Origin of the sequence: Psychrobacillus psychrodurans (genome assembly GCF_050209195.1) — a bacterium.
GTDB lineage: Bacteria > Bacillota > Bacilli > Bacillales_A > Planococcaceae > Psychrobacillus > Psychrobacillus psychrodurans.
In genome coordinates this window covers 1,812,155-1,838,547 of the sequence record NZ_CP189791.1, presented here as the reverse complement: position 1 = coordinate 1,838,547, position 26,393 = coordinate 1,812,155, and the positions used below count along the sequence as shown (strand labels likewise).

General features: G+C 34.7%; 26 protein-coding genes. 3 read left to right on the top strand and 23 right to left on the bottom strand.

Features of this window, described 5'->3' with window-relative positions; all coding sequences use genetic code 11:
• Positions 1-23: 23 nt before the first annotated feature.
• The 3 genes from ACQCPR_RS08670 to ACQCPR_RS08660 all read right to left on the bottom strand — a co-directional run bounded on the left by ACQCPR_RS08670 (position 24) and on the right by ACQCPR_RS08660 (position 3,798).
• A complete protein-coding gene (locus ACQCPR_RS08670) occupies positions 24-1,400 on the bottom strand; it encodes a HAMP domain-containing sensor histidine kinase (RefSeq protein ID WP_427138772.1) in 1,377 nt (458 codons plus the stop codon).
• Complete coding sequence (locus ACQCPR_RS08665; RefSeq protein WP_090561436.1) at positions 1,397-2,071, bottom strand: response regulator transcription factor; 675 nt, start codon at positions 2,069-2,071, stop codon at positions 1,397-1,399. Before ACQCPR_RS08665 ends, ACQCPR_RS08670 begins: the two co-directional genes overlap by 4 nt.
• A 74-nt stretch (positions 2,072-2,145) precedes the next feature.
• A complete protein-coding gene (locus ACQCPR_RS08660; protein WP_427138771.1) occupies positions 2,146-3,798 on the bottom strand; it encodes a diguanylate cyclase domain-containing protein in 1,653 nt (550 codons plus the stop codon).
• 359 nt (positions 3,799-4,157) lie between these two features.
• On the opposite strand from ACQCPR_RS08660, the gene ACQCPR_RS08655 reads away from it, so the two are divergent.
• Positions 4,158-4,703 (top strand): GNAT family N-acetyltransferase, encoded by a 546-nt coding sequence (locus ACQCPR_RS08655; protein WP_427138770.1) that lies wholly within the window; start codon positions 4,158-4,160, stop codon positions 4,701-4,703.
• A gap of 36 nt (positions 4,704-4,739) precedes the next feature.
• On the opposite strand, the gene ACQCPR_RS08650 is transcribed toward ACQCPR_RS08655, so the two are convergent.
• On the bottom strand, positions 4,740-5,816 hold the full coding sequence (locus tag ACQCPR_RS08650) for an undecaprenyldiphospho-muramoylpentapeptide beta-N-acetylglucosaminyltransferase (RefSeq protein WP_427138769.1): 1,077 nt from the start codon (positions 5,814-5,816) through the stop codon (positions 4,740-4,742).
• A 47-nt stretch (positions 5,817-5,863) separates the two neighbouring features.
• Between ACQCPR_RS08650 and ACQCPR_RS08645 the strand changes: the two genes are divergently transcribed.
• Positions 5,864-7,213, top strand: coding sequence for an MATE family efflux transporter (locus tag ACQCPR_RS08645; protein ID WP_427138768.1), 1,350 nt, complete (start codon positions 5,864-5,866; stop codon positions 7,211-7,213).
• 179 nt (positions 7,214-7,392) lie between these two features.
• Here the strand turns inward: ACQCPR_RS08645 and ACQCPR_RS08640 are convergent, their stop codons facing one another.
• The 6 genes from ACQCPR_RS08640 to ACQCPR_RS08615 form a co-directional block, all read right to left on the bottom strand.
• Entirely contained in the window at positions 7,393-8,268 is an 876-nt protein-coding gene (locus ACQCPR_RS08640; protein ID WP_427138767.1) for a CAP domain-containing protein, read from the bottom strand.
• Between the two features lie 159 nt (positions 8,269-8,427).
• Positions 8,428-8,688 (bottom strand): hypothetical protein, encoded by a 261-nt coding sequence (locus ACQCPR_RS08635; RefSeq protein WP_090561445.1) that lies wholly within the window; start codon positions 8,686-8,688, stop codon positions 8,428-8,430.
• A complete protein-coding gene (locus ACQCPR_RS08630) occupies positions 8,681-9,586 on the bottom strand; it encodes a CobW family GTP-binding protein (protein ID WP_427138766.1) in 906 nt (301 codons plus the stop codon). Before ACQCPR_RS08630 ends, ACQCPR_RS08635 begins: the two co-directional genes overlap by 8 nt.
• Before the next feature lie 64 nt (positions 9,587-9,650).
• A complete protein-coding gene (locus tag ACQCPR_RS08625; RefSeq protein ID WP_427138765.1) occupies positions 9,651-11,132 on the bottom strand; it encodes a S41 family peptidase in 1,482 nt (493 codons plus the stop codon).
• 117 nt (positions 11,133-11,249) lie between these two features.
• Positions 11,250-11,954 (bottom strand): purine-nucleoside phosphorylase, encoded by a 705-nt coding sequence (gene deoD, locus ACQCPR_RS08620; protein WP_090561451.1) that lies wholly within the window; start codon positions 11,952-11,954, stop codon positions 11,250-11,252.
• A gap of 71 nt (positions 11,955-12,025) precedes the next feature.
• Positions 12,026-12,247 carry a YozE family protein gene (locus ACQCPR_RS08615; RefSeq protein WP_427138764.1) on the bottom strand — a complete coding sequence of 74 codons (222 nt, stop codon included), beginning with the start codon at positions 12,245-12,247 and terminating at the stop codon, positions 12,026-12,028.
• A gap of 121 nt (positions 12,248-12,368) precedes the next feature.
• On the opposite strand from ACQCPR_RS08615, the gene ACQCPR_RS08610 reads away from it, so the two are divergent.
• A complete protein-coding gene (locus ACQCPR_RS08610; protein ID WP_427138763.1) occupies positions 12,369-14,234 on the top strand; it encodes a methyl-accepting chemotaxis protein in 1,866 nt (621 codons plus the stop codon).
• Positions 14,235-14,907: 673 nt separating this feature from the next.
• Here the strand turns inward: ACQCPR_RS08610 and msrB are convergent.
• The 13 genes from msrB to ACQCPR_RS08545 all read right to left on the bottom strand — a co-directional run bounded on the left by msrB (position 14,908) and on the right by ACQCPR_RS08545 (position 26,250).
• Positions 14,908-15,318, bottom strand: a complete 411-nt coding sequence (gene msrB, locus ACQCPR_RS08605) for a peptide-methionine (R)-S-oxide reductase MsrB (RefSeq protein ID WP_093494771.1) — start codon at positions 15,316-15,318, stop codon at positions 14,908-14,910.
• Positions 15,319-15,840 (bottom strand): peptide-methionine (S)-S-oxide reductase MsrA, encoded by a 522-nt coding sequence (gene msrA, locus ACQCPR_RS08600; protein WP_093494770.1) that lies wholly within the window; start codon positions 15,838-15,840, stop codon positions 15,319-15,321.
• Between the two features lie 11 nt (positions 15,841-15,851).
• Positions 15,852-16,424 carry a YpmS family protein gene (locus ACQCPR_RS08595; protein WP_090561455.1) on the bottom strand — a complete coding sequence of 191 codons (573 nt, stop codon included), beginning with the start codon at positions 16,422-16,424 and terminating at the stop codon, positions 15,852-15,854.
• A gap of 12 nt (positions 16,425-16,436) precedes the next feature.
• Positions 16,437-17,243 carry a GDSL-type esterase/lipase family protein gene (locus tag ACQCPR_RS08590; protein WP_427138762.1) on the bottom strand — a complete coding sequence of 269 codons (807 nt, stop codon included), beginning with the start codon at positions 17,241-17,243 and terminating at the stop codon, positions 16,437-16,439.
• 127 nt (positions 17,244-17,370) lie between these two features.
• Positions 17,371-18,210: a DegV family protein gene (locus ACQCPR_RS08585; protein WP_093494767.1), complete on the bottom strand. Its 840-nt coding sequence runs from the start codon at positions 18,208-18,210 to the stop codon at positions 17,371-17,373.
• Positions 18,211-18,269: 59 nt separating this feature from the next.
• The gene (locus tag ACQCPR_RS08580) at positions 18,270-19,043 is read right to left on the bottom strand and encodes a lysophospholipid acyltransferase family protein (RefSeq protein ID WP_427138761.1); all 774 of its coding nucleotides are present in this window, start codon (positions 19,041-19,043) and stop codon (positions 18,270-18,272) included.
• Positions 19,006-19,497, bottom strand: a complete 492-nt coding sequence (locus ACQCPR_RS08575; protein ID WP_427138760.1) for a dihydrofolate reductase — start codon at positions 19,495-19,497, stop codon at positions 19,006-19,008. Before ACQCPR_RS08575 ends, ACQCPR_RS08580 begins: the two co-directional genes overlap by 38 nt.
• Positions 19,498-19,518: 21 nt before the next feature.
• Positions 19,519-20,463, bottom strand: coding sequence for a thymidylate synthase (locus ACQCPR_RS08570; protein ID WP_427138759.1), 945 nt, complete (start codon positions 20,461-20,463; stop codon positions 19,519-19,521).
• Positions 20,464-21,175: 712 nt separating this feature from the next.
• A complete protein-coding gene (locus ACQCPR_RS08565; protein ID WP_090561468.1) occupies positions 21,176-22,111 on the bottom strand; it encodes a YqaJ viral recombinase family protein in 936 nt (311 codons plus the stop codon).
• A 93-nt stretch (positions 22,112-22,204) separates the two neighbouring features.
• Positions 22,205-22,411, bottom strand: coding sequence for a hypothetical protein (locus ACQCPR_RS08560; RefSeq protein ID WP_090561470.1), 207 nt, complete (start codon positions 22,409-22,411; stop codon positions 22,205-22,207).
• A gap of 1,747 nt (positions 22,412-24,158) precedes the next feature.
• A complete protein-coding gene (locus ACQCPR_RS08555; RefSeq protein WP_427138758.1) occupies positions 24,159-24,728 on the bottom strand; it encodes a YpjP family protein in 570 nt (189 codons plus the stop codon).
• Positions 24,729-25,036: 308 nt separating this feature from the next.
• On the bottom strand, positions 25,037-25,816 hold the full coding sequence (locus ACQCPR_RS08550; protein ID WP_427138757.1) for a class I SAM-dependent methyltransferase: 780 nt from the start codon (positions 25,814-25,816) through the stop codon (positions 25,037-25,039).
• Complete coding sequence (locus ACQCPR_RS08545) at positions 25,813-26,250, bottom strand: BrxA/BrxB family bacilliredoxin (RefSeq protein WP_090561476.1); 438 nt, start codon at positions 26,248-26,250, stop codon at positions 25,813-25,815. Before ACQCPR_RS08545 ends, ACQCPR_RS08550 begins: the two co-directional genes overlap by 4 nt.
• Between the last annotated feature and the right edge of the window lie 143 nt (positions 26,251-26,393).

Sequence of the window (26,393 nt, the reverse complement as noted above, 5' to 3'; positions counted from 1 at the left end):
TTTTATACTTTTGCACTGAATGATTATTCACTTGTTAATTTAGGGAATAAAATGTAAAATTTTGTGCCTTTACCTTTTTCACTTTCCACTGAAATTGTACCGCCGTATTCAATTATCAAGCTCTTAGTTATACTTAATCCTAACCCTGAACCACCATTGCTTTTAGTTCTCGCTTCATCAACTATAAAAAAGCGTTCAAAAATTTTAGGTAATAAGGAATCTTTGATACCAACTCCATTGTCTTCCACTGTAATTTGCACCTGATCTATATAGTTTACAACTATCACCTTGATATATGGTTGATTATCATTATATTTTATCGCATTTTCTATTAGATTACGCAGAATTTGCTCTAAAGCAGTAGGCGGAACAGGTACTTTTATTTGTTCATCTCCAAGAATTTCTATTGTTGTCCCAGTTGATAAATGTAAATAACTTTGCTGTAGCTGTTGAAGGATATTTGTTACGGAAGTTGCTTCCTTCATGTTATTATGCTCATTTTTTGCAAGCTTTAACATTTCTTCGATTAATAACTTCATTTTTTGTATTTCAGAGAGGGATATCTCCAGGGAATCATCTAGTATAGAGCGATCTTCTTTTCCCCAGCGGTTTAATAGCGATAAGTGCCCCTCCACGACCTGTACGGGGGTACGCAATTCATGGGAAACATTTTGGATAAATTCGTCTTGTCTTGTAATCGTTTTGGATACTTCATCCATCAATTCCTTGTAAATTTTTAGAAGTTCTCCGATTTCATCTTCATTGTCATATTGAAAACTCACTTTTTGGGTGAACTTAGTCTGTTTCGCAAGCTGCATCTCATCTCTTAATTCTTTAATTGGCTTCAGCAATATCGAGGATAGTACAAAGGCTATCAACGCAGATAGAACTAGTGCAATGATTGTGAATATGCCCATAGCAATCAATATATAATTCATGAGCTGAGAAAAACTTTCTAAACTATGAGAGATTTGTACATATCCTTTAAATAATCCAAAGTCTATCTCTGCTACCTTATGAAAAACTAGTTTTCCATCTATCTCTTCTCTAACAAATTCCTCCGTTTGGAATGTAGTTGTTTCTGGAAACTCGCTTGCATCGTTTATTCTAAGAATTTCTATGCCATCGTCATTTAAGATACGAACCGATTGTTTTTGATTGACCAATTGATTGAGTAAAGTCCTATTTTTTTGAATATCTTGTATGGAAATAATGGGACCATTAGAAATAAAAAAATGAGAAACTTCATCTAATGTATTCTGGGCAATTTTTTTCTCGGAAATTTGCAGCCAATTGAAAAGAGAAAAATATAATATAATACACATCATAAGAAAGCTTAAAAATATGGAAATCGCGGAAGCATACGTCCATTTTCTTTGTAAAGTCCATTGTCTAATCATCTCATAACATACCCTACGCCTCTAACCGTCTCGATTATAGCAGCAATTTCAGTAGGCAGTTTTTTTCTCAAATGCCTTATGTATACATCAACAACATTTGTTTCAACCTCAACATCATAGCCCCACACTTTTTCCAGAATAGCATCTCTAGACAACACCATATTATAATTTTCCATTAAATAGACGAGCATATCGTATTCAGTTTTTGTTAATTCAATTTCTTTTCCATTATAGAAGACTTGATGAGCTTTCTGTTCAATAGTTAGACCTTGGATTGTCAATTCACTTTTATCATTTTCTACAGGGGGCTCTACCCTTCTAAGAACTGCTCGTATTCTTGCTAATAGCTCTTCGATAGCAAATGGTTTCACCACATAATCATCTGCTCCTGTCTCTAGACCGGATACACGATCTATTATCGCGTCTCTGGCAGTGATTAGTATAATAGGTGTACTTTTCTTTTTGCGTACACGTCGACATATTTCTAAACCATTCAAATTTGGTAGCATGACATCGATTAGCATAAGGTCGTAATTATGATTTAAAGCTAAATCTGCTCCTTCACGCCCATCATAAGAAACAGTAACTAGAAAATTTTCATGCGTTAGCTCAAGCTCCACAAACTTCGCTATATTAATTTCATCTTCTATTAATAAAATATGTTGTGTCATCTCTTACATTCCCTTCTAAGTTTACGTTCCTTTGTTCACCTATCATAGGTCAATTGAAAGAAAAAGCCGTTCCATTAAGTCTGAACGGCATTAGTATATATATAATTGTTCTTTCCATTTTTCTTTGCGATGTATAACGCTTGATCTGCATGATCTAATAGCTCGTCTATGGAAGAGCCGTCATTTGGGAACATGGCAATCCCGATCGACGAAGTGGGCGAAAAGTAAGACTCCTCTATAATCCAACCTTTTCGTAGACTTTGCTGGATTGTCTGAACAATTTTTTCAATTGTAATGCTTCTACCATTCAAATAATCTGCAATCTGATCAATGATTATGACAAATTCATCGCCACCAATACGATATATATTGTACTTATAATCTAAACTGTGCTGGAGATTTTCAGCAAAATGAGTTAAAAACTGATCCCCAACATCATGTCCGTATTGATCATTAATCGCTTTAAAATTATCGCCATCAATATATAATAACCCTACATTCGGAAACTCTGAACTTACAGACGAGATATAAACTGGAAAGTCTTCATAAAAGGAACGTCGATTTGGTAGACTAGTTAAACTATCATGATAAGCCATAAACTTTAGCTGATCTTCTAAGGCTCTTTTCTCTGTAATTTCACGAGATACAATAACGAACCATTTTTCCTTCTCATCATCGACTGTGTTCTCTACTGTCGTTACTGATGTATCTGTCCAAATAGAATTTCCATCCTTTGTTTGTAGAAGAAGTTCTACTCGGAACTTATCTAACATCTTTAAGTTAGATAAACTTACTGTTTCCGTTTGATCTGTTATCAGATTAAAATAATAACTACCAAGTAATTCTTCTTTATCATATTTTAATATTGATTCATGACTTGGCGACGAGTAAAGTAAGAAACCTTCTGCATCTGTTATAGCTATTAGATCATTTGAGTGTTCCGTGATTAATTTAAAGGAGCGTTCTATATTTCGTAGTTCGTTCATCATACGTTTCTTTTCCGTATCATCAAATTGTATAGTTAAAAACTTTTCAATTTGTCCTAAATCATTTTTTATGGGTACAACGGTCGCATTTACCCAAAAAAAAGATCCTTCCTTTGTTCGATTACGTATTTGGCCATGCCAAATATCTCCATTACCTATCGTTTCCCACAAATTAGAGAAAAAAGATTCGTCATGATAGTTAGAATTTATCAAATGAAATGTTTTACCTATCACATCTTCCCTTTTAAATTTCGTTGTAGTTTCAAATAGTTCGTTTACTGTTTCAATTATTCCATCCTGATTTGTCAACGCAACTAATGCAACTTCATTAATGGCTTTACTGTAAGACTCCAAAACATAGGTATAATCTTTCATATTCTTTGTCCGAGAAACTTCTTTAGTTGTTGCTAAAATATAACTCATTCCATTTTCATAAATGGGTATAGCTGTTGTTTCATTTATATTTGTTTCACTTTGTACACAATGATGATCATGGTAGGAAACAGATTTTTTTTGCAAGCATGCTCGATTATAATGTTGGATAATGGTTCTATTGTGCAGTTCACTAAAACATTCATCCAGTGTCTTCCCTATAGGACTTTCTGAAAAAAGCTCCTCTGCTTTTTTGTTGATAAACTCATATACATAAGAAGAATCTTCTTTTCGCATAAAGAACACATATTCATCGGCTAAATCATATAATAAATGAAATTGAGTATGGTTTAAGAAAGACTGAGACATCTATTTAAAAACTCCTGTCAAGTTCTATACTAAGCTAATTTAATCATATGTATTTAAGAAGAAACATACAAGTATTTAACATATATTTTTAGAAAATATTTTTTCCAAAAGTTTAATTATTTTTAAAATACTTTCTACTATGCAAAATAGAAAAAACAAAGTATATTATTAATGCAAATAATTTTATAAGGCAAAGTTCGCTTTGCCGAGGGAAGGCAAATGGTGCGCCACCAGTTTTGAGCTGGTCCTAGTAGGTTCGATTCCTACCCCGAAATTTTTTATGCACGATGAAGTGAAAAATTTCAGGGGAACTAGGATGACTCTGCTCATTTATTGGTTCTTTTTAGGGGGCGCTTTTTTTGATAAAAAAACGGGATTTATTCGAATGTACATCTCTTTATGAACTAATGTCAGAACCAACTATTTTGCCTTTCGTACGTCATAAAGCAAGTTCGGCCGATGAGTATTGGTTTGTTACAAAACAGTTAATGGAAGAAGAAGAAAAAGGAACTGTTATTTCTCGAACAATTGTCAGCGACTTTGGTCAACCAATCGGAACAATTAATCTGTTTGATGTAGAAGATGGTGCAGGATTTTTAGGCACTTGGATTGGCTGTCCTTTTCAAGGTCTGGGATACAATAAAAAAGCTAAAGAACAATTTTTACAGGAACTTTTCTTTGATTTAGATATCCATACAGTATTTTTACGAATTCGCAAAAACAATGCGAAAAGTATACGTGCCACGGAAAAACTTAGATATGCATTAAAAGCAAATGAATCACATCCTTCTATCTATGCAGAAATAAATGCCTTAGATGGAGCATTTGATCTATACTATATACCAAAAGACTTGTTCCACTTAGTCCTAATGCAACAAGAAAACGAAGAGGAACAGGCAATGTAAAAAATTCCCGTCACTTTACATAGTGACGGGAATTTTTTACTTTTTGTAAGTTAGTAATAATTCAACGAACTGCTCGGGCGTTTTTGAAGCGTTAGTCTCGAACATCCGATCAATCATTTCTTCCTTATTGTTAACAATATGATTTATGGAATCCATAAAAGTAGTGGGTTTAAGATTTTCTTCTTCAAGTACATTTGCAAAACCTTTTTTCTCAAAGTATCTTGCGTTCAACACTTGATCCCCTCTACTTGCCTGAATTGATAACGGAATAAGTAACATAGGTTTTTTCAATTCTAGAAATTCGAAAATAGAGTTTGATCCAGCCCTGCTAATTACATAATCGGACAGTTTCATCAAATGAGGTAATTCATTTGTAACATATTCAAATGCAATATAATTAGGTTTCCCAACTAAGAACTCATCTTTGTTTCCTTTACCACATAAATGGATAAGTTGAAATCTGCGAGTAAGTTGATCTATATTCTGCTTAATGACATCATTTATCTTAGCTGATCCTTGACTACCACCCATAATTATAATTGTTTCTTTCGTTGCATCAAATCCAGTTAATTGTTCTGCAATTTTGTCATTACCTTGAAATAAATCAGGGCGTAGTATTGCCCCTATAGAAGATGCTTTGTTCTCAGGTAAGTGTCTTATTGTCTCTTCAAAAACAGTGAAAATATGTTCAGCAAAAGAAGAAGCAATTTTGTTCGCTAGCCCTGGTGTTAAATCTGATTCATGAATCACAACTGGTATATTCGCCAATTTAGCAGCAAGCACAACAGGTACAGATACAAAACCACCTTTTGAAAATACGATAGAGGGTTTGACTTTTTTCAATACTGATAAAGCCTGTAATGTACCATACAAGACTTTAAATGGATCAGAAAGATTTTTCAGTGAAAAATACCTTCTTAACTTCCCATTAGAAATAGGATGATAAGGTATTTCTGGAAATCGTTCCCCAATGATTGTTTTTTCTATTCCATTATACGATCCAATATAATGGATATTATATTTTTTCTTTATTAACTCGGGTATTATAGCTTCATTTAACGAAACATGACCGGCCGTTCCCCCACCAGTTAATACTATTGTGTTATTATTCATTAATAATCTCCTAACTAATTTTATAACTTAAAAGGATGTATGCCAACATGCACGAAATGAGAACTCTACCAGAAAAAAGTAAGTATATGATTAAGATCGTCTTGCCCATACTAATCACACAAATTGCACTCTATTTAATGACCTTCTTTGATATTTTAATGACAAGTAAATATAGTATTGCCCATTTAGCTGGTGTTTCTATAGGTTCTTCTTTATGGGTACCTGTATATACCGCCCTAACCGGTATATTAATAGGCATTACGCCCATTGTAGCACAATTAATAGGAGCAAAAAAGAAGAAAGATGTACGTACCTTTGTACAACAAGGTTTTTATATAGGAATAGTACTAGCTATTATTGTATTTTTAGGTATTATCCTGCTCACTGACCCAATATTAAATTTAATACCTCTTGAAGATAGTGTACGCATCGTGGCAAAGAATTATTTGTTAATGCTGAGTATTGGTCTGGCCCCATTATTTTTATATAGTGTCTTACGTTCTTTTATCGATGCTTTAGGTAAGACGAGAGTTTCCATGTTAATCACCTTGATATCCGCGCCGATTAACATTGTTTTAAACTACTTGCTTATATACGGAAAACTGGGCTTTCCAGAATTAGGCGGGGTCGGAGCGGGACTAGCCTCTGCGATTACTTACTGGCTAATATTACTTATAGCATTTATTATCGTTCTTCGCAGTAATCCATTTGCGAATTTAAAAATTTTTCACGGTTGGACCAAGCCGTCTTTTGTGAAAATACGCACACTGATGAAAATTGGAGTTCCAATAGGAATATCGCTTTTTGCAGAAACAACTATCTTTTCAGCTGTCACAATATTGATGAGTGTATATTCAACTCAAGTTATTTCAGCACACCAAATAGCCATGAATTTCACATCTCTGCTTTACATGGTACCTCTTAGCATTGCAATGGGTGCTACGATATTAGTAGGTCATGAAATTGGCGCTAAACGATTCTCAGAAGCACAGACCTATAGTTGGTTGAGTGTGATAACAGCAATATGCTTTAGTCTACTTTCCATTTCGATATTGTTATTATTTAGAGAGCAAATTGCTTCTGTTTATACAGATGATCGGTATGTTATCGAATTAACAGTTCAATTTTTCTTCTTTGCTGCATTGTTCCAATTATCTGATGCAGTTCAAGCGCCAGTTCAAGGGGCATTGCGAGGTTACAAGGATGTTACGATGACATTTATCATGGCTATCATTTCCTATTGGATAATAGGTTTGCCAACTGGATATTTCCTAGCCAACTACACTTCATTTGAGCGCTTTGGATATTGGATCGGATTAATTGTAGGATTGTCTATTGGAGCAATAACACTTACCTCACGACTTATTTATTTACAGAAAAAAATGAAGAAGCAGTAATAATGTCTTCACAGCAATCAAAACGATTAGATACTACGGATGTGCGCTGCTGCTACTTGGGAAGCGCACACCCTAGTTAGCGCTGAAAAATAGGAATGAATTATTTCTAAAGTGATGACTAATAATCGCAACAGTAAAAAAAACGACGCAAAATTGATCTGCGTCGTTTTTTTTGTTAATTATTTACCGATGAATTGTTGTGTCCAATAATATCCACTATCAGATAAACCTACTCCGATATGTGTAAATGAACCATTCATAATATTAGCTTTATGTCCTGGAGATTTCATCCATGCATCTACAACTTCAGCTGGGCTACGTTGACCCATCGCAATGTTTTCTGCTGCAGATTTATACGTAATTCCCATTGACTTCATTTGATCAAAAGGTGATCCATAAGTTGGGCTTGTATGAGAAAAATAGTTTTTATTTTTCATATCTTGAGATTTTGCTTGAGCTGACTGAGTTAGTTTTGTATCAATTTGAAGTGCTTGTAATCCTGCCTTAGCACGTTCTTTGTTCGTTAAGTCGACAACCTGTTGAATTTCAGAAGTAACTTTAACCTCATCTTTCCCTTCAGTTGATGGCTCTTTTACAACTGGTTCTTTTTCAACATTTTCTTTTACTGGCGCTTCTGGTTCTTTTACTACTGGTTTTTCTTGAACTGGTGTTTCTGGTTCTTTTACTACTGGTTTTTCTTCAACTGGCTTAGTTGGAGTTACCACTTCTGGTTTTTTTTCTGACTCCATTGGTTTTTCAACTTCAGGTTTTGGAGTTGTCTCTTCTTTTTGTTGCTCATTTTCTTTATCTATTACTGCTGGTTTTTCTACTTGGTTTAAAATAGTTAGAAGCTTCGCAAATGATAATTGCGTATTGTATTTCCATTTTACATTATAGGAAAAGCTTTTTGGAGCGTCCCATTTGTAGGTAACGGATGTCTTTGCCTCGGAAGTAGTTGGTGAAAACCCAGTATTCATAGATGCGTTAGCTGTATTGGTAGAGATTAATAATCCACTAGCTAAAATTCCAGCCATAATCATATGTTTTTTATTCATGTTTCATTTCCTCCTTCTTTTGTGCTCCCCTATTGTAAACACAAAATAGAATGAAATTTTCACATAAAATATTCCAACGAAACCAATTGAATCTTTTTATCTTTAAAATCTACAAATCTAGTAAAGAATTTTGGATAACATAACCACTTTGCTAAAATATTAGTTATTATCTTCGGTTGACAGTTTTTTTAATTCCTCTTTATATAGTTCAACCATCGCTTGCTGCTGCTTGTTGGATAGCTTACTATTTTCAATCCGTTCTAATGCCATACTATATTTTTTTTGAATCGATAATCTAGCTCTAGGGTGAGTATATTCATCTAATAACTCAGAATGAATGATGGCTCTGAGCTCTTCTTCTGTCTTTATAGAACTAACTGACTGACGGTTTTGATAAAGTAATTGAAACGCTTTAATCATTTTCAGTGTTTCCTATGATAGCGATAGATTCTACCTGATCACCTATAATAACAATCTGTGGATGCATTTTAATGTATTCAGGAAGCCACTGTACCATCCCGTATGCATATTGAAATAGAAAAGGATTTTTATGGCCTTTTAACGGTACATAGCCCTTCATACGATAAATAGTATCTGGAAGTTCCTTTACCCACTTTTCAAATTCATCCTTGTTAACAGGCTCTGTAAATGTGTGTAATCGCGAAGACAAGGATAGCTGTTTCCCTATTGCCGTTTGTTGTATTTCTTGACTAAAGTAAGTGGCTTCTAGGTTTGTAATCATTTTTAAAGGTAATTTGGCATTAGATGTCTGAATAATAGGAGCGTGATTATTTACCCCCTGAATTTGCAATGTTACCATAGCTATTTCATTGTCAGAAAGAAGGTCAACCTTATTTGCTACTATTAAATGCGCATGTTTAATTTGCTCCATAAATAACATACGTGTTTGTGGGGTCATTTTGTCTCTATCTATCCATCTTTTACAATCTGCCACTGTAATAATACCTTTCATATTCAGTCTACTTGCAAAATATGGAGATAAAACTGCATCCATAGCTTCTACAGGATGAGCCGCACCAGTTGTTTCTATTAATAGTACATCGAATTCTTCACCTTCTAATAACATTTGTAATTGTGCTTCCATTTTTTCAGAACCAGTGCAGCAAATACAACCTTCTAGCATTTCTTTTATAGGCACATCTTCATCCACGGATTTACTATCAAAAGGCAATTTCCCTAATTCATTCATAATAACAGCAGGTTTTAGTCCTTCTGCTTTCAGTTGTTCTATTAAATGAGACAGTAAAGAAGTTTTACCACTCCCTAAAAAGCCACTTAGTAGATAGACATCTTTCATATTCTTTAACTCCCTTAATATCGTCGAAAAAGCTGACCATAAAGGTCAGCTCTTATTCAACTATTTATTTGTTTAACAAATCTGTTGCAATTTCCTGTGCTTTTATTAACTGTGGATCCTCTTCTAAGATTTTCGCTCTTAGTTGATCCATCAATAGGAAAGATGTTTCTCCATCTATATCACCTGATACAGCAAGTTTGTTGTCTGATTGGAACTTCTTCACAGCAGTATTCATCTGTTCGTCAAAGTTCCCGTCAACTACTCCTACATCATATCCTACTGCTTTCAACATTTCTTCTGCAGTTTGGACAGCTTCGGACGATTGGTTTTTTTTCAACGTTATAGCTGTATCTAAAGGAGGTAACATTGCATAAGATGGATATTCAACTACATGATCAGGAAGAATCCCTACGTCATGAATCCAGTTTCCATCAGGTGTTAACCATTTAGCAGTAGTAATTTTAATATTTGAACCGTCTGGTAAATCATTTACTGTTTGAACAGTCCCTTTACCAAAGGAATTTAATCCTACTAACGGTACATTTGCTGATTCACTTAATGCGCCAGCAAGAATTTCTGATGCAGATGCACTACCTTCATCAATGATTAGTGTAACAGGAACTTTTACACGTGACCCAGGGGTAGCAACTGTAACCTCTTTATCGCCCTGAATTTCAATTTGAAGTAGGTTTTTACCTTCATCTACGAATAGATTAGAGATATCAATAGCAGAAGATAGTAAACCACCGGGATTTTGACGAACATCAAGTACTAATGCTTTCATGCCCTCTTTCTCCATGGAATCGATTGCTGTCAGTAATTCATCATATGTGTTTGTAGAAAAGCTCGATATAATAATATGTGCCACTTGATCATCCAACATTTCTGCATAAACAGTTTCAATCGGAATATCGTCACGTACAATTGTTACTTCCATTTGAGCATTAGTACCTCTTTGTATAGACAATGTTACTTCTGTTCCCTTACTACCTCGAATAAGTAATACTGCCTCCGACGCACTATATCCTTTAATATCTTTACCATCTACCGCCAAGACTTTATCATTTGGCATCAAACCAGCTTTTTCAGCTGGAGAGTTTTTGATAGGTGACACAATGTTAATATAACCATCTCTTTCTTGTATCTCTGCACCTATACCTTGAAAACTCGACGAAATATTTTCATTGAACTGTGATGCCTCGTCTCGATTCATATAATCAGAATATGGATCTTCTAATGCATCGATCATCCCGTTAATTGCGCCATTGATCACCGCTTCTTCATCTACTTCTTTATAGTATTCTTCCTCTAATTTATCATAGGCCAAATACAATTTAGAAAACTCAGAACGCTCAGCCTGATTAGCTGTATTAATGTTTACGACTTTTTCGTCTCCCCATGTTAAAACAATCATAGTAATTGTTGCTGTTGCTACTATTAGGGCAAAAATACTCAATAGGAAAACAAATGGTTTCATTTTTATATATTTGGATGCTGGTTTTACCTCAGTAATGTCTTCTTCATTATTTTGTTTTTGATCGTCCAAATTCTTTCACCCTTTTCAGAAAAAACTTTCCTTAATATGATATGTAGTTTTTAATACTTTAAGTCATAGTTTCATTTTAAAAATAGACTGTCATATATATGACAGTCTATTTTTAACTTAGTCTTGAATTGCTGCTTCTAATGCAACAACAATCATATCATTAAACGTTGTTTGACGTTCCTCAGAAGAAGTTGCTTCTCCAGTGATAATATGATCACTAACTGTTAAAACAGCTAATGCTTGACGACCGAATTTCGCAGCAAGTGTATATAAAGCTGCTGATTCCATTTCCACAGCAAGAACACCATAGTCAGCCCACTTCTCATTTTGAGCGTTTTCATTGTAGAATAAATCTGCTGTAAATACGTTACCTACTTTTAAGTTTAGACCAGCTTCTTTACCTGCATTGTAAGCTTTGTATAAAAGGTCAAAGTCAGCTGTTGGTGCATAACTAATATCATCCAACAACACTTTATTTAATGTAGAGTCAGTTGATGCACTTTGAGCAAGAATTACGTCACGAACTTTTACATCTTTTTGGATTGCTCCACAAGTTCCTACACGGATTAATTTTTGTACATCGTAGTCATTCATTAATTCATGAACATAAATAGATATAGAAGGTACGCCCATTCCCGTACCTTGTACAGAAATTCTTTTTCCTTTATATGTCCCAGTATATCCGAACATATTACGAACCTCATTATATTGAACTACATCCTCTAAAAATGTTTCAGCAATATACTTTGCGCGTAATGGATCTCCTGGAAGTAAGATTGTGTCTGCAATTTCACCTTTTTTTGCACTAATATGAATACTCATTTAAATAACCTCATTTCTTATACGTTTCGGCTTAATGATACCGTTTTTTTCCTTCAATTGCAATGAACTACCTACTTTGAATCTTCTATATAATACTCCCATATTTCATCAAAGACCGTTGCAGGCATATTCGGGTCAGCAAGCTCCTCAATATATAACGATATTTTATCAAAAGAAGTTTCCGCCTTTGGAAAATCGTGATGGTTAAACATACTATTGGCGAATTTTACCTTTTCATCTCCCTTTTGACCTCCCCGGAATTTTAAAGCAAACAAATAAAACGATTGTCTCATAAAAATAACCCTCCTTTAGTCATGAAGACTTATAAAAAAACAAAAAAGTGTAGATAATTCAAACTAAAACAAGTAAACTTAAAAATGTTAATAGTTTGACATATTGAAAGGATTGATATGGTTGAGAAAAAACTTTGCAAAAAACTTAAAATCAATGAATTTCCCAAAAATAAAGACCCGTAAAAAGAACGAAGGAAAAACTAAAAGAAGCAAACCTATCTTCCTATTTAAGAAGTCTAGGAAGGAGGATAAAAAGCTAAATCTAAACCGTACAGCCAAGGCCAATTTTCTGCATTCGATTCGTGGTCGAGTTCTTATAATTTTTACAGTTCTTATTGTTGTTTTAATATCGATGCTCGTCCTAACGTCTACAAAAATGTTTTCTGCTCAACAAGCATTAGAGAAGTTCACTAATGTGGACATTAAAGAACAGATGATGGTAAATCAAATTGCAACTGAGATTGCACAGCTTGCTAATGCAGAACAAAGTTATATCATAACCGGTAAGAATAATTATATGGCAAGCTATAGAAAATATAAAGATTCAACTATTACAAACATTAAAGAACTGTACAAAACATACGAAAATCGCCCTGAAGAGTTACAAAAAATTCAATCTATTGACCAATTTTTTACAACTTATTTACAATATTCTGATCGAGTTATCAACATTCGTGATGAAAAAGGTATAGAGTCAGCCCAAAAATTAGTGAATACTGGAAACGGTAAAACTGCCATGAATTATGTTGATGTACATATCGCTGCAATGAATGAACTTCTTGAAAAGAATAATGCAAATCAGATTGCTTTATTGAAAAAAGAGAATAACACCTCTCTTATGATATTTATAGCACTAACTATTTTCTCTGTAGTACTAACCTTATCTTTCGGTATTTTCTTATTCTTCTCTATTAAACGCAGTACGAATGCTATTAACCGATCCATCTTAGATATCGCACAAGCTGGTGGTGATCTGACGAGACGAGTAAAAGTAAGATCTAAAGATGAATTTTCAGAGATCGCGAATAGTACAAATGTCCTGATAACATCCATTGCCGATCTTGTAAGAAGAGTCAGAGAACTTACAGTGAATGTTTCTGCCAGTGGTCAAGAATTGATGGCATCATCAGACGAAACAGCTTTAACAATTCAATCTATCGCTGATTCTACGAATGAAATTGCTGCTGGAAGTGATCAAACATTACGAAGCATGACAGAAGCAATACAAAAAATGAATTCATTAGAAGAAGCAACAAGATACTTAAACAATGACGCACAATCAGTGAAAGAAGCTACGGACCATATGATTGAGGCGGCACAAAAAGGTGGAGAATCTGTACAGCATTCTTCAAATGTCATGATGAGTATTGAAGAAACAATGGCAAATACTACTCAAACTGTGGAATCACTAGGGACCAAATCAACTGAAATTACCTCTATTATCAAAACTATTACAGCTATTGCAGAACAAACGAATTTACTAGCTTTAAATGCTGCAATCGAAGCTGCTCGTGCTGGTGAACATGGTAGAGGGTTCGCAGTAGTTGCAGATGAGGTACGAAAGCTGGCAGAGCAATCCCAGAAAGCAGCAAAAGAAGTTACAGGTATTGTTACTTCAATACAGTCAGAAGTTACTTCAATTGTTAAACAAAATCACGAGGGTGTCGAAAGTGTAATACGAGGAGTGGAAGTTGCAAACGAAACGAATGCTTCTCTTGACCAAATCATGAATCAAACAAACGAAACGATTTCTATTATTGATAAGATGGTGAAGCAGATTGAAGAAACGCTAAACTTTAGTCAAGAAGTTGCCGCATCGTTTATAGAAGTAACTCAAATTGCAGAAAATACAGCAACTAACACGGAAACTTCCGCTGCTGCTGCAGAACAAGGATCTGCTGCTATGCAAGAAATTAATGCGTCTGCGGTAGAATTATCCCACCAAGCAGATGAATTAAGTAAGGTAGTAAATGAGTTTAAATTATAAAATGTATCATCATAAAATGGTTGGTTATGACTTTCGTCATGACCAACCATTTTTTATCGCATATTTAACGAGTACTTTTGAAGACTCTTGCACGATGATCCAAGGAAATACATCCTTTAAAATTATGTTATTCGCATAAATTTCTAGTGAATTACAATAGTTGATGGATAAATTTCCCGATTCGCAAGTAAATCGCCCTTATGAGCAAGTAATGTAAGTGTGAGGGCAAGTATACGAAGAGTACAGCAAGTAAATTCACTTTAAGCGCAAGTATTCGTTATGCCAAAGCAAGTAACATAATCACAAAGGAATTTATCAATTGAAAAGCTCTCTAGTAAGAGTTACTTTTTTAAAATATTTTACAAAATAAAAAAGAGCAAGCGCCCTTTCGATCAGTACTTCCATCTATCGTTTCCGAGAGATGGTGGTAGTTTTATAGGAGTTGTTTGTCCTAAGCGCTTCTACCTCTTTAGTAACTGAATTATTACATTTTGTATAATGATAGAAATGATATTTTCTAATTGATAAAGAAAGCTCACGAATATACAATTTCGTGAGCTACTTCTTTTATTAATTTAGTTAACCCCTACTATTTCTCTTTATATCCACAGATATAAAAGAAAATATACTTTCTTTCGTGGTGCTCTAATCCCATTGTTCGCTCGATTGGCTATTAGAACATTTTGATATACTCTTCATAACCTTCTTCTTCCAATTTATCTTTAGGTACAAAACGAAGTGCCGCGGAATTGATACAGTAGCGCAGTCCTGTTTCTTCCTTAGGTCCATCTGGGAATACGTGGCCTAGATGAGAGTCCGCTGTTTTGCTTCGTACTTCAACACGTCTCATACCATGGCTATCATCAAATTTTTCTAAAACCTCATGCTCCTCAATTGGACGAGTAAAACTTGGCCAACCGCAACCAGCATCATATTTATCTTTTGAATGAAATAAAGGCTTACCAGATACTACATCTACGTATATTCCTTCATCAAAATGCTTATCATACTCACCTTGAAACGGTGGTTCTGTACCATTTTGTTGTGTAACATAAAATTGCATTTCAGTTAAGTTCTCTTTCATTTATTGCCCCTCCTTCATTCTTTCAACAAACGCAGCTCTACCAGATCCCGTGAAATAACGATTATAGTGGCCTGGGTTTTTCTTATAATAATCTTGATGATAATCCTCCGCAGGATAAAACTCAGCGGCAGGTAGTATTTTCACAGCAATTTTAACATTAAATCTGCCAGATGCATCTAAAGCATCCTTTGAGGCGATTGCTTTTTCTTTTTGCTCTTCTGTATGATAAAAAATGGCCGTTTGATAAGAAGAACCACGGTCAAAAAATTGGCCATTATCATCTGTTGGATCTATATTGAGCCAAAAAATTTCTAATAAACGATCATATGAAAATACAGCTGGATCAAAAGTGATTTGTACTGCTTCGTAATGTCCAGTTGCATTAGAGCAAACCTGTTCGTATGTTGGATTAGGTACATGTCCACCCGTATATCCAGAAACCACTTTTTCAATCCCATCGTACGAATCAAAAGGCTTTACCATACACCAAAAACAGCCGCCTGCAAAAGTTGCTTTTTCCATTGTTTCGCCCCCTATTCTGTTGGTATTACAATTTCAAGCGTAATGATATCCTCTGCTAAATTCAACTCTTTTGCTCGGACATGAACACCAGAGGTCATCGGAATATCTGACAACTGAATGAGGACCTCTTCTTCTGCTGGGTTGACAACCATCCAATTTGGAAGTTCAACTGAATCTCTCAACAGCTTTAAAATTGTTTCCGGATCCAGTTGTAGTTGTCCAATTTCAACAGAGGACTGTTCTAATCGAATATTTCCGTTCTCTTCTACATATGGTTCAAAAAACATTTTTACTGGCAAATTTATAGAAAAAGCAGTAAACTCTGATGATAAAACAATTTGATCATCTACAGAGATTTGAAGGGGAAGAGGTTTTCCACCTATCGCTTTTTCAAGATACGTATTTGCAATAGCTTGAAAATCCTCTTTTGTTGCATTTACAGTTAACACATTCCCTTCTGGAGGCGTGTTAGCTTCCTCTATCCATACGGATTCTACAGGAGTTGTTATCCAATAAACGAAGGTTCCAATACTACCGATAATAATTATTACTAATATAAAAAATGCAATTTTCCATTTATTCAATCCATCAACTCCTTAAAACAACAATTCCCTACTATCCGCATCTATTAAACCACAATCTTGCATAGAACTAACTATTTCTTCAATCACAAGTTGATAACCTTTACTGTTTGGATGGAAGAAATCAGTGTGATAAACCAAATTAGCATTAGTTACGAAAAGGTGGTCGATTGGTACATAACAAGCATTGCTATCACTATCAGCAATCTCCTGTATGGTTTCATTCCAATCATTTAAAATAAGGTCAAACTCACTTTTTTCATCTGTGACAATTGTAATAGGATTATATAAACCCATTAATATAATCGGAGCAGTACTATTAATCTCCCGAATCTCCTGAATAATTTGATCATAGTTCCTTTCAAATTTGCCTAATTCTTTTTCAAAAGCCTCTACTTTAAGGTTAAACAAGTCTTTCTTAACAACTTTCATAATGTCATTCCCACCTATAGTTAAGGTAATGATATGGGCTTTTCGTATTTGGTGGTCAATTTCTCCATCCTTTAACATCTTTAAAAGTTGATCGCTTCTACGACCTCTTTTTGCAGTATTGGTTAATGGAACGTCTTCTATTCCTTTATATTGTGAAAAATGTTGCTGCAGACGTCCTAAATAACCTTCTCTCTTTAATTCATCCCCTACTCCTTGTGTCAGAGAATCTCCAAGTCCAACAACTTCAATTGTTCTAGGAAAAAACTGAAAAGGAATGACATAATCCTCAAAAAGAACCTCCTGCTTTTCCGAAAAACTAACTTCCACTAGGTCATTGGAATTACATCCAACTAGAAAAATAACGCTAATAATTATTAATAAATATTTCATCAGAAACCCCTTTTTTGAAAAGTGAAACTTCAACCAGTTGGAGATCCTTCATCCCATTGATTGTTAGGTTTGCCTATCTGGATAAAACAAAAGCAGGGATAAGTATTCCTCCCTGCCTGCCTTTTGTCTATTCAGTCGTATACATAAATCCAATAGCTCCAGGTCCTGTGTGCGTACTTATAACAGGTGATGTAAATGAAACTTGGATGTCAAGAAAACCTGATTCCTTAATAAGGTTCATCAAAGGTTTAGCCATTGAAAATCCATTTGCATGAGAAATACCAACCGCTTTGACAACCTTTCCTTTTGTATCTGCTATATATCGGTCAAATAAGTAATTGACAACTTGTTTATGGCTTCTTACTTTTGCAATTGGTGTATACTCTCCACCTGCTAAACTTGCGATTGGTTTAATAGAGAGTAAAGAACCAAGCATTGCTTTACCTTTACCAATTCTACCACCTTTAACGAGATTATCCAAAGTATCTACGACGACAAACAAATCAGTCTTTTGGCGAATATCTTCTACTTTTTGAATGATTGCTTCTTTTGTCTCGCCATTTGAAGCCATTTTAGCTGCTTCCTCAACTTGGAAAGATAACGCGAAGGAAATAAATTTGGAATCAATTACTGTAACATCTGATTCAGTCATCTCGGCAGCAGCCTGTGCCGATTTTACAGTTCCACTCATACCACCAGTCATATGTATAGAAATAACTTGATCACCATCTTTTCCAAGCTCGTCGTATAATTCTTTAAAGACCCCGGATGATGGTTGTGATGATTTCGGTAATTCTTTAGCTATCGACATTTTTTCTAAAAATTCTTCTGCTTTTATATCCACCCCATCAATAAATGATTCGCCATCAATTTGAATGGTTAAAGGTATGACATTTATATTGTATTGTTCAATCAATTCTGTTGTTAAGTCCGCTGTGGAGTCAGTTACAATGTGAACTTTCGGCATATGCTATCCCTTCCTTCCTACTTACTACTATTATAAGAAGAATACTGTTGTTCTGTAAACTATTTGCTAGTGGTTCTAATCATTTCAATTTTTCTAGCAATAGAAGTATGTAGATCCTCTATAATTTTATTTGTATCATTTTGGTCAATACTCTCTATAGTGTATGTAGGTAAAATGCTAATTTGAACGTTTGCTGGACAGATTTTATTATTATTTTTTTCCATAATTTTTGAAGTCCCATATATCGCTATTGGAACAATAGGAACTCTCGCCTGTTTTGCGATTCGGACAAATCCAGATTTAAAAACACCTATTTCTTTTCCCTTACTTCTTGTACCTTCTGGAAAAATTAAAATAGAATGACCATTCTCTAAATGGGTAGCAGTATCTTCAATGGATTTATAAGCGCTCTTTCTATTTGACCTATCTATGAACACACAATTCATTTCTTCCATCCATTTCGAAATAATCGGTAGTTTTTTCACTTCTATCTTTGAAATAAACCCAAATGGCTTGGGAATATACGCTAGTAAGCTTGGAATATCGAAATTACCTTCATGATTGGCAATAAAAAGCACAGGTCCACTTGGAAGATTTCCCTCTCCTTCTAAAGTAAATTGGCTTTTAGTTCTTTTTAAAATTCCACTTGCCCATAATTTTGGTACATTATGGACAAGTCGATCGTATTGCTCAGTTGAAAGTTTATTCTTTTGATCCTTTATTTTTTTATATTTAAGTAAGGAAACTGGTAAATATCCAAATAAAAAACCAAAAGTTCTTAGAGAAGAAAACAACTTATTCACTAACCTTTCTTTCATAAACCAAATAAACATACGTAGTACCATCCGGAGTTTTCATATCTGCGGTTGTGTCAACTAACACCCATTCATCATAACTGTATGATGGGAAATAGGTATCTCCTTCAAAGGTTTGTTGAATAAACGTTATATAAAGTCTATCCGCTTTTGGCAAAATCGCACGAAAAATTTGTTCACCGCCAATTACCATTACTTCCTCATGGTGGGCTGTAGCTATTTCAATAGCTTTCGCTAAATCTGTCACTACCTCGGCGTCTTCTACTTGATAATCTGCATTCCTAGTTACAATAATATTTTTACGGCCAGGTAACACTCTTCCAATCGATTCGAAAGTCTTTCTCCCCATTACCATCGCCTTGTCCATAGTCTGTGCTTTAAAATAAGCAAGGTCCCCTGGAATATGCCAAGGCATTTTGTTTTCAAACCCGATTACTCTGTTAGGATCATGTGCAACAATAAGTGATATCATGTGCTTCCTCCTTTAACTTATTTAAACAGCAATTGGTGCCTTAATTCGAGGATGTGGATCATATCCTTCTAATTGAATGTCTTCTATTTCAAAATCAAAAATAGACTCTTTTTGGTCATTTAATAATAATTGTGGCAACGTACGTGGGTCTCTTTCTAATTGCGTTGTAACCTGGTCCATGTGATTTATATATAAATGAGCGTCCCCTAAAGTATGGACAAATTCTCCGACTTCTAATTGGCATTCTTTTGCTATTAAATGAGTTAATAAAGCATAAGAGGCAATGTTAAAGGGAACACCCAAAAACACATCCGCACTCCGCTGATAAAGCTGACAGGATAGCTTCCCATTTGCCACGTAAAATTGCATAAAGGAGTGACATGGAGGTAAAGCCATTTCATCTACTTCAGCTGGATTCCATGCAGTGATTATATGTCTTCTAGAGTCAGGATTTTTCTGTATTTGCTCAATGACATTTCGTAATTGATCGATTGTTTGTCCATCCTTTGTCGGCCAGGATCTCCATTGACGACCGTAAACGGGACCTAAGTCACCGAACTTATCAGCGAATACATCATCAGTTAAGATTTTTTCACAAAATATATCCATTTGTTTCTGCACAACATCCTTAAAATCAGGGTCTTTTGCTGCTCGCACTCCAAAATTTGTCATATCAGGACCTGTATATTCATCACTGTTTACCCATTTCTCAAATGCCCACTCATCCCAAATATGATTATTAGCCTGAATAAGAGTTTTCACATTTGTATCACCTTTTAGAAACCATAGTAGCTCGGTTGCCACTAAACGGAATGCCGTTTTTTTCGTTGTAAGAAGGGGAAAACCTTCTGATAAGTCAAAACGCATTTGATAGCCGAAGACACTTTTCGTACCAGTTCCAGTACGATCTCCTTTTTCAACGCCATTTTTAATAATATGTTTGCACAAAGTAAGGTACTGCTCCATGTCATATCCCTCTTTTCATTTTTCATACAAAAAGGCTCTCACTAAGAGAGCCATTTTGGTGGTGTGTTTATTGACCAAAACACAATCCGTTTAGCGATGTATATAATTTTAATAACTAGACGTAGAAAAATCAACGTTTTCTATCTATTACATTTTTAACTACTTAATAACTTTAGTATATTATATCATATTGTTGTGGGTATGTTTGCGGTAAAAGTAATTTGTACTTTATCAAATGAAAAAGTATCAAATTGGTTCTTCTTCAGGACTTGTCGATGGTTTGTGTACTAAATCTTAATTCAATCCGCACTGGAACTTAAACTCGTTATCTCCATATTCTTCGTGACTTAAGTAGCTTTATATCGACCACTACGAACTGTTATATCAATTAACTCTTTATACTCTAAATGGAATTGAACATTCTTTCTCGTAAGGTATTAATAAGCTTGTCCAAGATCTGTATTTGGTTTTACACCCAGCTAAGGAGATTGCATGATTGCTGCAAAAAAGATGTTTGGTCACAACTAATAACTTAGGTGTAATACCGCTGTATCCATATGTTTTGGCAATAGCTCATTGGATTTCTGGACCCATGCTCTTAAAAAGGGCATTTAATATTTGCTCTGGAGGAACTGGTTTTAGTCCCCCACGGTTAACATTATTTGATAATTATTGTTTCACTTGTGTATTTGTAGCAAGTACCATTTTCCACCTATTTGATTAAGAATCTTCGTTCTGAAGTAGTATTCGAATATTTTTTAAATAGTTCTGGTTCCTCTTCTTTTAAGCGTTTCGAATCAAAGCGTGTAACATCACTTGACTTCCAAGACACTTTCCGAGTAGCTGTAAAAGCTTTTTCGTTCACACCCATAAAGGCTTTGATTTTATTTTTATATTCCTTCTCTTTTGTTTGAAGGTCAGTCAAATCAACTTTGATTTGGTCTAATGAATCAATAAGTGTTTCCACTTCAGAAGGTAGAATAATTTCCGTGTCATGTTCCGATTCAGGATAAAGCGCTTTCAGCAAATCTGCCGATGCATCAGAACCATCAAATGGAGGCGGAATTTGTTTCAACACGTTGTTTTCCCAAAAATCTTTTTCTATATTTATAAGGTATGTGATTAATTCCTCATCACGGTCAATTTTTTTATGGACAAATTTATTTCCTCCAACAAGTACTGCTATGTGCCAAGCTTTAAAACCTGTAACTGCCATGTAATGCTGACATTGGAGATTATAAGCGGTTGGTATTTCTTCACAATCCCACTCACCTTTTAGGTATTCAGAAGTTGTTTTACACACCAAACCTTCTCGTTTACCAATTATCAAACGATCCACATTAGCTAACATGAAAGGATAATCTGGGTGTTTCAATATTGCGTTTCTTCTCCGAACCTTTAAACCAGTTCGTACAGTAAATTCTTTAGCAACTATGTCTTTCATAACATTGCCCCAGTATGCAGCTTCCCCAGCCAAATCCTTATGAGGTGTTTGACCGAGCTTATCTAAATAAACTCCAACCGGAGACTTCCACTTGCTTAAACCTGCAATTGCTGAAACATCACTACCACCAATACCAAGCCGTCTTGCTTCTAACCACTCTTCACGGCTCAAATCAACTGTTTGTATTAACGTTTTCGCTTGCAAAATACTCCTCCTTGAATTTCTGAATCCTACCGATAAAATACAATTATAAATTTAGTTCCTGAGTTCTTTATCAATGCAGAATAGTGGTTTTTCTTATTTACTTAGATCGGTTGCCTCGCCTACTTCGATAAGATGCTCACCCATGCATCCTGTAGAGCAATATAATTTACCATGAAGTTCGTATCCTTCACCTTCGTACAGTTCTTCTCTACAATGTTTGTAGATGCATTGACCAACCTTTCTAGGTTCTCGTAATGGCTCTTCGTATCCATAGCCTGCTACCATTCCATTTTCCAACATGTTTCCACCTCTTTGTAATGGTTGGAATCCCATTAAGAAATCTTAGACTTCTTGAAGAGAGCAAATGCACTCATGCTATAATATTCATAAGTATTCAATTTTGCTATTTGACTTTGCCGAGTCATTTAGCTTTTTTGTGCCTGAAACCTCTCTCCCACGTATAAATAAACTGATGTTATTATCATAGTTACATTCACCATTACACCTTCTGGACTACTAATCATGTCTTCTCACTGCCATCACTCTGACTTCAGCTGCAACTAACTGAACTAACAAACATAAGAGCTTCTTTAAAGTCACCTATTTTAGCACTCACAATGCTACGGGAAAGAAGCATGCAACAATAATGAACTAAAAAATTCTGACCCTTCTAGAAAATTGGTACATTTATAGAATTCGATGATAACTAAACAAAAATGGCAAAATCCAAGTGAATTTTTTAGAAAAAAGAACTCTAACGCCTACAATTACAGTGATATTGTTGATTTTGAATTATTGAAAGATGCCGAACTTATCAGTTCTGGTGGCTAGTAGAGCGTTAGCTAATAGGTGGGGTGACCGGTAAAAAGACAAATGGAATTCGATGAAATTCAAAATTACTTTAAATTATACGCAATCCTGTTGTCTATTTAGGTTTGATTAATTCTGTGACAAACCTTTCCTGCCATTTGGAGTGATTTAGTTTTACACTGAAAATAGAACGCATGTTTTGAATTGAGAGGCAATAGCTTGCCGGTTAGATGCAACAATTATTTTATTCACTTTATGAATCTGTAGTGGTCCATGAGCTAATCCTGATACATGATAGACTCACTAAATGTGAACAAGGGCAAGACTTTAATCATGAACTGTGCCATATCGAGTGTCTTCTTCGGAACATCAAGATGGAAAGCTGATAATTTTGCATATTATGACTAGGTACCGACTTTTATGCTGAATCGAATGGATTTACCTACATCGAAAGAAAAGCTGTATGATTGATTGAAGAGGCGTTTCATGTAGTGCTTGAGTTTGCTGAAAAAAGACTGCACCTGTGTGAACAATTGCAAACAGCACAATTACTAACTTGTATAAGCTCAGTTTACAAAAAGTACAAATACTCACCTAAAGTAGACCGTCACAGAATTCTTTCATTGTGACAATAATAAAGATAATGAAATCAGAAGTTTCTAGAATGTAACAGCATATGTGAAAAGAAGTGTGGAGATGGCTCGTGAAAAAATGACTATAACAAAAATATATTGCATTTACTGATATAAACATGAAAATAATAAGAAGTTTGCATATCGCTATAAGTATTACGAGCAGAAAAGAGTAAATAAGGCTTTAATACGAATGAAAAGGATAAGCGTGTCCTGATTGAGATCGGCCGCTGTATTAGATTGAAATGTTAGTTTAGTAGAAATTAATAATTTAATAGTGATAAATTTAATCATATTTATGTCGATGCTATGAAATCGAATTGGAAACCTAAAACTGCTCGAGAAACCATGAGTATATTATGGAAAAGTATAACCTAAAGTTGTTTGGTAATCATAAGATCTAGAACGTCACTACACAACAATATAAGATAGAACGATTTGTATGAAACCTCGAAGAATAAGCGATTTTGGGGTACAGTGTCTTATTCAAAATTTTTATATATGCTTAACTAAAATAATAATACAATCTCACCTAATAGAAACATTGATATATTAACAACTCCAAACAAAAAAACACTCATTTTTATATGAGTGTTTTGGCTTTTTTAGGATAACCATTTTGGTGGTGTGTTTTTTGACCAATATATGTCACCCAACACATAATGTTTAGAATACTTATCTTCCGCCAAGTGATAATGGAAATTGAAATAATATCCATCTTGTGGCTTTTTGTCCGTTCTTACATGAAAACGGATTAAATCTTTTTTAGTAGAATCATTATAAATATTAAAAATCTTTTCATGATAATCTCCAGATGGCTGCTCAGAAATAGATAAAAGCGGTATTTCTTGATCGGATGTTTTGGCAATAGTCATATCAATTGCTTCTTGGATTTTTGGAAATATAACATCGTCAAACTCATGCCGAATCACTGGCCCTATTCGATTCCCGAATTTTATGTATGCTTGTTCTCTGGCTGCATTCGCCATATTCTCATAAATGGAGGAGTCATCTGTAATTGATACTTGATCATAATCTTGTAAATCAGAAGAAATAGCCCTAGAAGGACTTTTAGTATCTAATATTTGTTCCCATATGAAATGGCTAGGAGATATTAGACCAAACGTTAGTAATGCAACAGTTATAATTATTGACTTTTGGAACCACTTTTTCAACCTATTCACCTTCAATATTGGACAATTTTAGTAAAACTCTTCATTCTATTAAACGTTTTGATTAAGTAAAGGTTTCATCTTCTTACTATTCATTGTACAATAAAATGTGTAAACATACCACAGAGCTTTTTGAACAAAGGAGGAAAATCACGATGGACGCAGGATTAGTTATAGGTATCGGATTTTTATTTTTATTAGCATATTTAACATCACTTAACTTTACGGATTGATTTAAATTATTAACAAAGTTTTAGGGAGGGTCGTGGCTATCGTCATGGCTCTCTTTTCCATATTACCTCTTTGTCATACTATAAATCGATAATTCCATAATGAAACTTAGAAGAGAACCTAATTTCTCGTTTAAAACCAAATTCTTCAAATAGATTTGAACGGAAATGTGCTTTTAATACTACTCTCTTTCTTGCAAGTCTTCTTGCCTCTGACACCCACTCATCGCTCAAAGAATCATGGGCACCTGCCTCTCTTAATACATGAAAATTGGAGGCCTCCTCAATTATTTCTTCGAACATTGGATCTATATAAACTACATCATAGGTATTTGACGGTACTGTTTTCATGTAAGCCACTGAATCGTGATTAATAAGACGTATATTCTGTAAGCTTTTTAGCATCGCCTGATTGTTTGTTTTGTAATTTTTTAGCCCTTCATCTACCACGTACGCTATAATTGGTTCCTTTTCACAAGCATGTACAATCCCAGTAACTCCTACCGCATAAGAAGCAATAATACTATCTGAGCATAGGCCAGCTGTGGTATCTAAAAAATGATCCCCCACTTCTAGACTAGTTGCTTCCAAAAATGAATCATGCTCCCCTTTTAATAATCTCTTCATGCGAAACGCAGCAGAATTAGGATGAAAGAAAAAAGGAGAAGTGGAACCGTAAGTATACAGTTCCAATCTCTCATTGCTCACAACAAGTACATTTGCTTGCTGTTCTTTTTGTATAGTAGAAACTGATTTCTTTTGCCGTTTAAAATAAGGTAAATTTAAAAGTTTAGAAATCTCTTTTGCTTTTAAAATATATTCCTCTTTTGTTCTTCCCGCTGTTGTTACTACGGTATTCATGAAGAAACAACTTGTGAAAGAACACCAGATAGATGGTCTTTAATTGTCTCCATTGAGTTGCTCTCAATTTGCTCACGTGGAATGAAATACGCTAACTGATCATCTTTCCAAATGGCAATAGATGGTGAACTTGGCGGAACTTCTTCAAAATACCCTCGCATTGTTGCAGTAGCCTCTTGATCTTGTCCAGCGAATACTGTCACTAAGTTTTCAGGTTTTACTTCTAATTCATTTAGTGCATTAACAACAGCAGGTCTTGCAAGTCCAGCAGCACATCCACATACTGAATTTATCACGATTAAGGATACTCCACTAGCAGTTGACATATGTTCTTGGACATCCTCAGGTGTTATAAGCTCTTTAAATCCAGCCCCTGTTAATTCACTTCGCATTGGTCCAACAATACCCTTCATATACTCATCGTATGCATTCATGACTTCGCCTTCTTTCATTTAGTTTCACATAACCTATTATAACAACATTTTCACAACAGAAGCTAATACCCTGTTTTCGTATTTTTACATAGTCTTTTAGGATTTTAACGACTCTTTCGTGACTTTTTTCTTCTTTTTTATGA

Coding starts and splice junctions, on each gene's coding strand:
- ACQCPR_RS08590 (WP_427138762.1), bottom strand. CDS start 17,243: ATGAAATATTTATTAATAATTATTAGCGTTATTTTTCTAGTTGGATGT.
- ACQCPR_RS08630 (WP_427138766.1), bottom strand. CDS start 9,586: ATGAAAGATGTCTATCTACTAAGTGGCTTTTTAGGGAGTGGTAAAACT.
- ACQCPR_RS08615 (WP_427138764.1), bottom strand. CDS start 12,247: ATGAGACAATCGTTTTATTTGTTTGCTTTAAAATTCCGGGGAGGTCAA.
- ACQCPR_RS08545 (WP_090561476.1), bottom strand. CDS start 26,250: ATGAATGCATACGATGAGTATATGAAGGGTATTGTTGGACCAATGCGA.
- ACQCPR_RS08560 (WP_090561470.1), bottom strand. CDS start 22,411: ATGTTGGAAAATGGAATGGTAGCAGGCTATGGATACGAAGAGCCATTA.
- deoD (WP_090561451.1), bottom strand. CDS start 11,954: ATGAGTATTCATATTAGTGCAAAAAAAGGTGAAATTGCAGACACAATC.
- msrA (WP_093494770.1), bottom strand. CDS start 15,840: ATGGAAAAAGCAACTTTTGCAGGCGGCTGTTTTTGGTGTATGGTAAAG.
- ACQCPR_RS08585 (WP_093494767.1), bottom strand. CDS start 18,210: ATGCCGAAAGTTCACATTGTAACTGACTCCACAGCGGACTTAACAACA.
- ACQCPR_RS08660 (WP_427138771.1), bottom strand. CDS start 3,798: ATGTCTCAGTCTTTCTTAAACCATACTCAATTTCATTTATTATATGAT.
- ACQCPR_RS08665 (WP_090561436.1), bottom strand. CDS start 2,071: ATGACACAACATATTTTATTAATAGAAGATGAAATTAATATAGCGAAG.
- ACQCPR_RS08575 (WP_427138760.1), bottom strand. CDS start 19,497: ATGATATCACTTATTGTTGCACATGATCCTAACAGAGTAATCGGGTTT.
- ACQCPR_RS08570 (WP_427138759.1), bottom strand. CDS start 20,463: ATGGAGCAGTACCTTACTTTGTGCAAACATATTATTAAAAATGGCGTT.
- msrB (WP_093494771.1), bottom strand. CDS start 15,318: ATGAAAGAGAACTTAACTGAAATGCAATTTTATGTTACACAACAAAAT.
- ACQCPR_RS08550 (WP_427138757.1), bottom strand. CDS start 25,816: ATGAATACCGTAGTAACAACAGCGGGAAGAACAAAAGAGGAATATATT.
- ACQCPR_RS08650 (WP_427138769.1), bottom strand. CDS start 5,816: ATGAATAATAACACAATAGTATTAACTGGTGGGGGAACGGCCGGTCAT.
- ACQCPR_RS08670 (WP_427138772.1), bottom strand. CDS start 1,400: ATGATTAGACAATGGACTTTACAAAGAAAATGGACGTATGCTTCCGCG.
- ACQCPR_RS08635 (WP_090561445.1), bottom strand. CDS start 8,688: ATGATTAAAGCGTTTCAATTACTTTATCAAAACCGTCAGTCAGTTAGT.
- ACQCPR_RS08580 (WP_427138761.1), bottom strand. CDS start 19,043: ATGTTTATTTGGTTTATGAAAGAAAGGTTAGTGAATAAGTTGTTTTCT.
- ACQCPR_RS08640 (WP_427138767.1), bottom strand. CDS start 8,268: ATGAATAAAAAACATATGATTATGGCTGGAATTTTAGCTAGTGGATTA.
- ACQCPR_RS08645 (WP_427138768.1), top strand. CDS start 5,864: ATGCACGAAATGAGAACTCTACCAGAAAAAAGTAAGTATATGATTAAG.